We start from the raw sequence: 9,599 nt of genomic DNA, 5'->3' as shown, positions 1-9,599 counted from the left end.
GGCTTCGCTGACCGTTTCTGTCACGCCGGTGTACACCATCGCCACACCCACCACAAAACCGGTCAGCACGACGGCCGTGCATCCCATCGTGACCCCCACTGACGCCGCCAGTAACGAGGTTGCGCCGACAATGAGGGCATCAATAACGACATTTGCGGCCACCTCCAGCACCGCCCCCAGCACATCTGCCATAAACGACGTATGCAGCAGGGCATCCCCCTGTCTTGCCGCCCAGAATGCATCTTCCATGTCCCGTTCCCTGTGTGATTAATTCGTTCTGGCTTCCTGCCGTATCCTGAAGCGCAGATTCTTTTTAATTTCAGCCCAGCGCGTCATATCTGCCGGGGTCAGCGGTGTGGTTCTGGCGTAGGTGGAGGCCATCATGACCCGCTCACCCGGCAATACAAATGCCACCTGACACTGGTATACATGCTCGTTACCCCGGAGAAACTGGCTCTGTATTTCTAAACAGTCCCATTGAGATAATATTCCGTCATAATGGAAATAGTCCGTTTTAATAAATGAATTATTTATTGACAGGTTCTGTTTTTTTAATCATGAACGTAATACCCATCACCGCTTTACAGCACACTTTATCTTTCCAGCCATAATCACTAATAATATTAAGCGATCACCAATATTTACAACGCCCAGAACGGATACATAGCTATGTATTTAACAATTCCAACATATTCACCATACCAATAAAATTAAGAGTAACATCCACGCTACCGCCTCCATATAAAAAATGGACAGCTTATAAAATTGCATCTTGCATAGAAAGGGCTGAGATATCGGATGTATTATAATTATCAACAATAAATCTTGAATATTTTCATTAACAGCAACATATCTTATCCCATTAGATATGTTAACAATCAATTATTCTTAACATATCACTAAAGTATATATTACTCTCTTTACTATCTGTTTTTATTGCGGTAGCGATACTAATAGCAAAATTCGGAATTTATTTAGATGCTGGAATTAGAAAAAGGGATGGCGACTTTATCACCTTACCCTGAAGTTTCAGGAAAGTGTGTAAGGAAGTATGCAACCTAACTAGAGATTTCTGATGATCTAGTCGCTTAGAGCGACAATGAAGGTGACCGCATCCTGGCTTGTCCTTTGAAAGGATACTATCGAAACTTGATGCTAAAACAGTGATGAAATGAATAACACGATGGAAACGTCTTACATGTTAATTATCATGGAAGACGTTGATGTAAAACACCTAAACCAGCCCCCTGATACGAGGCTGGCTTAAGCGCGCAGGCAATCAATAAAAATCGCCGGTTGCCTTTTCGGCCTGATCCATCCACACCGGTTTATCGCTGGTTTTCGACCAGACGCGATGCAGATAGCTGTAAAAGCGGGCGCGGTCTTTCCAGAAAAGCATGAAAGGCAGCGCCAGAACGCCCGCTGCAACCGCATAAGTACGGCGTAAAAAGATAAGCCATGCAGGATATTCTCTGTAGAGTTCCATACTTTTCTCCCCCTTTTGTATCTACCCGGTGAATGGCACCGGAAAAATGAATTTGTTTATCTGATGAAAATAGTACCGCCTTTTGTGTAATTTTGCTACTCATCCGACCACTTATTTTTGCTTATTGATGGTTTATTTACATTCACCATGTAATTAAGTTACATAAAGGTTAAATTAATACTAAACATTAGTTAAGTCATGGCTTTTGCCATTTTTATACTTTTTTTACACCCCGTCCGCAGATTTTTGCGAAATCTTTGCAGCCAGAATTCTACCCTTCCGGTATCACTTTTAGGCCACTGGAGGTGCACTGTGAGTGCAGGCGTGATAGCCGGCGTGTTGCTGGTGTTTTTATTACTGGGTTATCTGGTTTATGCCCTGATCAATGCGGAGGCGTTCTGATGGCTGCGCAAGGGTTCTTACTGATCGCCACATTTTTACTGGTGTTAATGGTGCTGGCGCGCCCTTTAGGCAGCGGGCTGGCGCGGCTGATTAATGATATTCCTCTTCCCGGTACAGCGGGCGTTGAACGCGTACTCTTTCGTGTACTTGGCGTCTCTGACCGTGAGATGAACTGGAAGCAGTATCTCTGTGCTATTCTCGGCCTGAACATGCTGGGGCTGGCGGTGCTGTTTTTTATATTGCTCGGCCAGCACTATCTGCCACTTAATCCACAGCAGCTGCCGGGGCTGTCGTGGGATCTGGCGCTGAATACCGCCGTCAGCTTTGTCACTAACACCAACTGGCAATCTTATAGCGGTGAAACCACGTTGAGCTATTTCAGCCAGATGGCGGGCTTAACGGTGCAAAACTTTCTTTCTGCCGCCAGCGGGATTGCGGTGATTTTTGCCCTTATCCGCGCGTTTACCCGCCAGAGCATGAGCACACTCGGGAATGCCTGGGTCGATCTGCTACGCATCACGTTATGGGTGTTAGCCCCTGTGGCGTTGTTGATCGCACTGTTTTTTATTCAACAAGGTGCGTTGCAAAACTTTCAGCCTTATCAGGCCGTGACGACCATTGAAGGAGCACAACAGCTGTTACCAATGGGTCCGGTGGCTTCTCAGGAAGCGATCAAGATGCTCGGTACTAACGGCGGTGGCTTCTTTAATGCCAACTCGTCGCATCCGTTTGAAAACCCAACCGCACTGACCAACTTCGTGCAGATGCTGGCGATCTTTTTGATCCCAACAGCACTGTGTTTTGCCTTTGGTGAAGTGGCGGGCGATCGCCGTCAGGGGCGCATGTTGCTGTGGGCGATGTCGGTGATTTTTGTCATCTGCGTAGGCGTGGTGATGTGGGCAGAAGTTCAGGGTAATCCTCATCTGCTGGCACTGGGCGCGGACAGCAGCATCAATATGGAAGGTAAAGAGAGCCGTTTCGGCGTGCTGGTCAGTAGCCTGTTTGCGGTCGTGACTACGGCGGCTTCCTGTGGCGCGGTGATTGCGATGCATGATTCGTTTACCGCTCTCGGTGGCATGGTGCCGATGTGGTTGATGCAAATTGGTGAAGTGGTATTCGGCGGTGTCGGTTCTGGCCTTTACGGCATGATGCTGTTTGTCCTGCTGGCGGTGTTTATTGCCGGACTGATGATTGGTCGTACACCGGAATATCTGGGTAAAAAAATCGACGTACGCGAGATGAAATTGACCGCGCTGGCGATTCTGGTCACCCCGACGCTGGTGCTGATGGGCGCGGCGCTGGCAATGATAACCGACGCCGGACGTAGCGCCATGCTCAACCCTGGCCCGCATGGTTTTAGCGAAGTGCTGTACGCCGTGTCATCCGCCGCTAACAACAACGGCAGCGCCTTTGCCGGATTAAGCGCCAACTCTCCGTTCTGGAACTGTTTGCTGGCGTTGTGCATGTTTGTCGGTCGCTTCGGGGTGATTATCCCGGTGATGGCAATTGCCGGTTCGCTGGTGAGTAAAAAGAGCCAACCCGCCAGCTCCGGCACGCTGCCAACGCACGGCCCGCTGTTTGTTGGACTATTAATCGGCACCGTGTTGCTGGTTGGCGCACTGACCTTTATCCCTGCCCTAGCGCTTGGTCCGGTGGCGGAATATCTCTCCTGATGATATTGAGTGAGCACTGAATATGAGTCGTAAACAACTGGCGCTATTCGAACCAACACTTGTCGTTCAGGCGCTGAAAGAAGCGGTGAAAAAATTAAACCCGCAGGCGCAATGGCGCAATCCGGTGATGTTTATCGTCTGGATCGGCAGTTTGCTGACCACCTGTATTAGCATCGCGATGGCAAGCGGCGCGATGCCTGGCAATGCGCTGTTTAGCGCGGCAATTAGCGGCTGGCTGTGGGTCACCGTACTGTTCGCTAATTTCGCCGAGGCGCTGGCTGAAGGCCGCAGTAAAGCGCAGGCCAACAGTCTGAAAGGGGTGAAAAAAACTGCCTTTGCCCGCAAGCTGCGTGAGCCGAAATATGGCGCTGCGGCGGACAAAGTTCCCGCCGATCAACTGCGTAAAGGCGATATCGTGCTAGTAGAAGCAGGCGATATTATCCCCTGCGATGGTGAAGTCATTGAAGGGGGCGCATCGGTCGATGAAAGCGCCATCACCGGGGAATCGGCACCGGTGATCCGTGAATCTGGCGGTGATTTTGCCTCCGTCACCGGCGGCACGCGTATTCTTTCTGACTGGCTGGTGATTGAGTGCAGCGTTAACCCCGGCGAGACATTTCTGGATCGGATGATCGCGATGGTGGAAGGCGCACAGCGACGTAAAACGCCGAACGAGATTGCCCTGACCATTCTGCTGATTGCCCTGACTATCGTCTTTTTACTGGCAACCGCCACGCTGTGGCCGTTTTCCGCGTGGGGCGGTAATGCAGTCAGTGTTACGGTACTGGTAGCGCTGCTGGTCTGTCTGATCCCAACCACTATTGGCGGCCTGTTGTCAGCGATCGGCGTCGCCGGAATGAGTCGGATGCTGGGCGCAAATGTGATTGCCACCAGCGGGCGTGCAGTTGAAGCGGCAGGTGACGTTGACGTCCTGCTGCTGGATAAAACCGGCACCATCACACTGGGTAACCGTCAGGCATCGGAGTTTATCCCCGCGCAGGGCGTAGAGAAAAAAACGCTGGCCGATGCCGCACAACTGGCTTCGCTGGCTGATGAAACGCCGGAAGGCCGCAGTATTGTGATCCTCGCCAAGCAGCGTTTTAACCTGCGCGAGCGCGATGTGCAGTCGCTCCATGCCACCTTTGTACCGTTTACTGCGCAAAGCCGGATGAGCGGGATCAACATCGACAACCGCATGATCCGTAAAGGTTCTGTCGATGCCATTCGCCGCCATGTTGAGGCTAACGGCGGTCACTTCCCTGCCGATGTTGATCAAAAAGTCGATCAGGTTGCGCGTCAGGGAGCCACGCCGCTGGTGGTGGTGGAAGGTGCTCGTGTGCTGGGCGTTATTGCGCTGAAAGATATCGTCAAAGGCGGCATTAAAGAGCGTTTCGCGCAACTGCGCCAAATGGGCATTAAAACAGTGATGATTACCGGAGATAACCGTCTGACTGCCGCCGCCATTGCTGCGGAAGCGGGCGTCGATGATTTCCTCGCCGAAGCGACACCGGAGGCCAAGCTGGCGTTAATTCGTCAGTATCAGGCGGAAGGTCGTTTGGTGGCGATGACCGGCGACGGCACCAACGATGCTCCGGCGCTGGCGCAGGCAGATGTCGCGGTGGCGATGAACTCCGGTACTCAGGCGGCGAAAGAAGCGGGCAATATGGTGGATCTCGACTCCAACCCGACCAAGTTGATCGAGGTGGTGCATATTGGCAAACAGATGCTGATGACCCGTGGCTCGCTGACCACCTTCAGCATTGCCAACGATGTGGCGAAATACTTCGCCATTATTCCGGCGGCGTTCGCGGCAACGTATCCGCAGTTAAATGCGCTGAATATCATGCGCCTGCATTCGCCCGACTCTGCCATTCTCAGTGCGGTCATTTTCAACGCCTTGATTATCGTCTTTTTGATTCCCCTGGCGTTAAAAGGCGTGAGTTATAAACCGCTTACCGCTTCTGCCATGTTGCGCCGTAACTTATGGATTTACGGTTTGGGTGGGCTGCTGGTGCCGTTTATTGGTATCAAAGTCATTGATTTACTGCTGACCGTTTGCGGTCTGGTGTGAGGTTTACCATGCGTGGATTACGTCCGGGATTATCGACATTTATCTTTCTGTTATTGATTACTGGCGGCGTTTACCCGCTGCTGACCACCGCGCTGGGGCAATGGTGGTTTCCCTGGCAGGCCAACGGTTCGTTGATCCGTGAAGGTGATATGGTGCGTGGCTCGGCATTAATCGGGCAGAATTTTACCGGCAACGGCTATTTTCAGGGTCGCCCGTCGGCAACGGCAGAAATGCCCTATAATCCACAGGCTTCTGGCGGGAGCAATCTGGCAGTCAGTAACCCGGAGCTGGATAAACAGATAGCCACACGCGTTGCTGCATTACGGGCCGCTAACCCGGATGCCAGCACGAACGTTCCGGTTGAACTGGTGACGGCGTCGGCAAGCGGGCTGGACAATAACATCACCCCGCAAGCGGCGGCCTGGCAGATCCCACGTATCGCGAAAGCGCGTAATCTCAGCGTTGAACAGCTCACTCAGCTGATCGCAAAATACAGCCAACAACCGCTGGTGAAATATATCGGCCAGCCGGTCGTCAACATTGTCGAACTCAATCTGGCACTGGATAAGCTTGATGAATAACGAACCCTTACGTCCCGACCCCGATCGTCTGCTGGAACAAACTGCCGCGCCGCATCGGGGGAAGCTGAAAGTTTTCTTCGGTGCCTGTGCTGGCGTTGGGAAGACCTGGGCGATGCTGGCAGAAGCCCAGCGACTGCGGGCGCAAGGGCTGGATATTGTGGTTGGCGTGGTAGAAACCCACGGGCGGAAAGATACCGCCGCAATGCTGGAAGGGCTGGCTGTTCTGCCGTTAAAACGCCAGGCGTACCGTGGGCGGCATATCAGCGAGTTTGATCTCGATGCCGCCCTCGCCCGCCGTCCGGCGCTGATCTTAATGGACGAACTGGCGCACAGTAATGCGCCAGGTTCCCGTCATCCTAAACGCTGGCAGGATATCGAAGAGCTGCTGGAAGCCGGCATTGATGTTTTCACAACCGTCAACGTTCAGCATCTGGAAAGTCTGAATGATGTGGTCAGCGGCGTCACCGGAATTCAGGTACGGGAAACCGTGCCCGATCCTTTTTTCGATGCCGCCGACGACGTGGTTCTGGTGGACTTGCCCCCGGACGATCTGCGCCAGCGGCTGAAAGAAGGCAAAGTCTATATTGCCGGGCAGGCGGAGCGCGCCATTGAACATTTTTTCCGCAAAGGCAATCTAATCGCCCTGCGCGAGCTGGCACTGCGCCGTACTGCCGATCGCGTAGATGAACAAATGCGCGCCTGGCGGGGGCATCCTGGCGAAGAGAAAGTCTGGCACACGCGCGACGCGATCCTTTTATGCATCGGGCATAACACCGGCAGCGAAAAACTGGTCCGCGCGGCGGCGCGGCTGGCGTCACGGCTGGGAAGCGTCTGGCACGCGGTGTATGTTGAAACCCCTGCCCTGCACCGCTTACCGGAGAAAAAACGTCGGGCAATTCTCAGCGCCTTACGTCTGGCGCAGGAGCTGGGCGCAGAGACGGCAACACTCTCTGATCCAGCGGAAGAAAAAGCGGTAGTGCGTTATGCCCGTGAACATAATCTCGGCAAGATTATTCTCGGTCGCCCGGCCTCGCGCCGCTGGTGGCGTCGGGAAACGTTTGCTGACCGACTGGCGCGCATCGCCCCCGATCTCGATCAGGTTCTGGTCGCACTTGATGAGCCACCCGCCCGCACGATTAACAACGCGCCGGATAGCCGCTCTTTTAAAGACAAGTGGCGGGTACAGATTCAGGGATGCGTGGTTGCCGCCGCGTTATGCGCCGTTATCACCTTAATTGCCATGCAGTGGCTGATGACGTTTGATGCCGCCAACCTGGTGATGCTGTATCTGCTTGGCGTGGTGGTGGTGGCGCTATTTTATGGACGCTGGCCTTCGGTGGTTGCCACCGTCATTAATGTGGTGAGTTTTGATCTCTTTTTTATCGCCCCACGCGGCACGCTCGCCGTCTCTGATGTGCAATATCTGCTGACCTTCGCGGTGATGTTAACCGTTGGGCTGGTGATCGGGAACCTTACTGCTGGCGTGCGTTATCAGGCGCGGGTAGCCCGTTACCGCGAGCAACGCACACGGCACTTATATGAAATGTCCAAAGCTCTGGCTGTGGGCCGCAGTCCGCAGGACATCGCCGCCACCAGCGAACAATTTATTGCCTCCACGTTTCATGCCCGCAGTCAGGTGTTGTTGCCCGATGACAACGGTAAATTGCAGCCGTTAACACATCCGCAAGGAATGACGCCGTGGGACGATGCCATCGCGCAGTGGAGTTTTGATAAGGGCCTGCCCGCGGGCGCGGGCACTGACACGTTATCCGGCGTACCGTACCAGATTTTGCCGTTAAAAAGCGGCGAGAAAACCTACGGACTGGTGGTGGTGGAACCGGGGAATCTGCGCCAGTTGATGATCCCGGAACAGCAGCGCCTGCTGGAGACGTTTACGCTGTTAGTCGCCAATGCGCTTGAGCGGCTGACGCTGACCGCCAGCGAAGAACAGGCGCGGATGGCAAGCGAACGTGAACAGATCCGCAACGCCCTGCTGGCGGCGCTTTCGCATGATTTACGCACTCCGCTTACGGTGCTGTTCGGTCAGGCAGAAATCTTAACGCTCGATCTGGCAAGCGAAGGATCGCCCCACGCCCGCCAGGCTAGCGAGATTCGTCAGCATGTGCTGAACACTACCCGACTGGTGAATAATCTACTGGATATGGCGCGAATTCAGTCCGGCGGTTTTAATTTGAAGAAAGAGTGGTTAACGCTGGAAGAAGTGGTCGGCAGTGCGCTGCAAATGCTGGAACCAGGTTTATCGTCGCCCATCAATCTTTCTCTGCCAGAACCGCTGACCTTAATCCACGTTGACGGGCCACTCTTTGAACGGGTGCTGATTAATCTGCTGGAGAACGCGGTGAAATACGCGGGTGCGCAGGCCGAAATTGGTATTGATGCCCACGTTGAGGGCGAAAATCTACAACTGGATGTCTGGGATAACGGCCCCGGTCTTCCACCAGGCCAGGAGCAGACGATTTTCGATAAGTTTGCTCGCGGGAATAAAGAGTCGGCGGTACCAGGTGTAGGGCTTGGACTGGCAATTTGTCGGGCGATTGTGGATGTACACGGCGGCACCATTACCGCGTTCAACCGACCGGAAGGTGGTGCTTGTTTTCGTGTTACACTTCCCCAGCAAACTGCCCCTGAACTTGAAGAATTTCATGAGGATATGTGACAAACGTTCTGATTGTTGAAGATGAACAGGCTATTCGTCGCTTTCTGCGCACGGCGCTGGAGGGCGACGGTATGCGCGTCTTTGAAGCCGAAACGCTGCAACGGGGGCTGCTGGAAGCGGCGACTCGTAAGCCAGATTTGATTATTCTCGATCTCGGCCTGCCCGATGGCGATGGAATTGAGTTTATCCGCGACCTGCGCCAGTGGAGCGCGGTGCCGGTGATTGTGCTTTCCGCACGTAGCGAAGAGAGCGACAAAATCGCCGCGCTGGATGCCGGAGCGGATGATTATCTGAGTAAGCCGTTTGGCATTGGCGAATTGCAGGCCCGTCTGCGTGTCGCGTTACGCCGCCACTCAGCTACCACCGCGCCCGAGCCAGTGGTGAAATTTTCCGATGTTACCGTCGATTTAGCCGCCCGCGTGATTCACCGTGGTGAGGAAGAAGTACATCTCACGCCTATTGAGTTCCGTCTGCTGGCCGTGCTGCTCAACAATGCCGGAAAAGTGCTCACCCAGCGCCAGTTACTCAACCAGGTGTGGGGACCAAACGCGGTCGAACACAGCCACTATTTGCGTATTTATATGGGGCATCTGCGACAAAAACTGGAGCAAGATCCGGCCCGGCCCCGCCATTTTATTACTGAAACCGGGATTGGGTATCGGTTTATGCTTTAGGGGCTGAATTTCCGGATGCGGCGTAAACGCTTTAT

Annotated in this window: 8 protein-coding genes and 1 pseudogene; 6 read left to right on the top strand and 3 right to left on the bottom strand. The window is 53.7% G+C overall.

Features of this window, described 5'->3' with window-relative positions; translation table 11 throughout:
- The 3 genes and pseudogenes from FEK46_RS15800 to FEK46_RS15790 form a co-directional block, all read right to left on the bottom strand.
- Positions 1–249 (bottom strand): hypothetical protein (locus FEK46_RS15800; protein WP_138194698.1); only part of this gene is annotated, 249 nt, incomplete at its 3' end.
- A gap of 18 nt (positions 250–267) precedes the next feature.
- A pseudogene (locus FEK46_RS15795) lies at positions 268–468 on the bottom strand (hypothetical protein); the annotation flags it as partial.
- 811 nt (positions 469–1,279) lie between these two features.
- Complete coding sequence (locus FEK46_RS15790) at positions 1,280–1,486, bottom strand: YbfA family protein (protein ID WP_000424924.1); 207 nt, start codon at positions 1,484–1,486, stop codon at positions 1,280–1,282.
- 312 nt (positions 1,487–1,798) lie between these two features.
- On the opposite strand from FEK46_RS15790, the gene kdpF reads away from it, so the two are divergent.
- The 6 genes from kdpF to kdpE are packed head-to-tail and all read left to right on the top strand — an operon-like array spanning position 1,799 to position 9,564.
- Positions 1,799–1,888, top strand: coding sequence for a K(+)-transporting ATPase subunit F (gene kdpF, locus FEK46_RS15785; protein ID WP_001365534.1), 90 nt, complete (start codon positions 1,799–1,801; stop codon positions 1,886–1,888).
- Positions 1,888–3,561, top strand: coding sequence for a potassium-transporting ATPase subunit KdpA (kdpA, locus tag FEK46_RS15780; RefSeq protein WP_135559935.1), 1,674 nt, complete (start codon positions 1,888–1,890; stop codon positions 3,559–3,561). The genes kdpF and kdpA overlap by 1 nt, the downstream gene beginning before the upstream one ends.
- Before the next feature lie 22 nt (positions 3,562–3,583).
- Positions 3,584–5,632, top strand: a complete 2,049-nt coding sequence (gene kdpB / locus FEK46_RS15775) for a potassium-transporting ATPase subunit KdpB (protein ID WP_135559936.1) — start codon at positions 3,584–3,586, stop codon at positions 5,630–5,632.
- Positions 5,633–5,640: 8 nt separating this feature from the next.
- On the top strand, positions 5,641–6,213 hold the full coding sequence (gene kdpC, locus FEK46_RS15770) for a K(+)-transporting ATPase subunit C (RefSeq protein ID WP_130260218.1): 573 nt from the start codon (positions 5,641–5,643) through the stop codon (positions 6,211–6,213).
- The gene (gene kdpD, locus FEK46_RS15765; RefSeq protein ID WP_135559937.1) at positions 6,206–8,890 is read left to right on the top strand and encodes a two-component system sensor histidine kinase KdpD; all 2,685 of its coding nucleotides are present in this window, start codon (positions 6,206–6,208) and stop codon (positions 8,888–8,890) included. The genes kdpC and kdpD overlap by 8 nt, the downstream gene beginning before the upstream one ends.
- Entirely contained in the window at positions 8,887–9,564 is a 678-nt protein-coding gene (kdpE, locus tag FEK46_RS15760) for a two-component system response regulator KdpE (RefSeq protein WP_130209834.1), read from the top strand. The genes kdpD and kdpE overlap by 4 nt, the downstream gene beginning before the upstream one ends.
- The last annotated feature ends 35 nt before the right edge of the window (positions 9,565–9,599 follow it).

This window comes from Escherichia sp. E4736 (assembly GCF_005781225.1).
Taxonomy (GTDB): Bacteria; Pseudomonadota; Gammaproteobacteria; order Enterobacterales; family Enterobacteriaceae; genus Escherichia.
The sequence above is the reverse complement of the archived record's forward strand: the minus strand, read 5'-3'. Positions and strand labels throughout refer to the sequence as shown.

Coding starts and splice junctions, on each gene's coding strand:
- kdpC (WP_130260218.1), top strand. CDS start 5,641: ATGCGTGGATTACGTCCGGGATTATCGACATTTATCTTTCTGTTATTG.
- kdpB (WP_135559936.1), top strand. CDS start 3,584: ATGAGTCGTAAACAACTGGCGCTATTCGAACCAACACTTGTCGTTCAG.
- kdpD (WP_135559937.1), top strand. CDS start 6,206: ATGAATAACGAACCCTTACGTCCCGACCCCGATCGTCTGCTGGAACAA.
- kdpA (WP_135559935.1), top strand. CDS start 1,888: ATGGCTGCGCAAGGGTTCTTACTGATCGCCACATTTTTACTGGTGTTA.
- FEK46_RS15790 (WP_000424924.1), bottom strand. CDS start 1,486: ATGGAACTCTACAGAGAATATCCTGCATGGCTTATCTTTTTACGCCGT.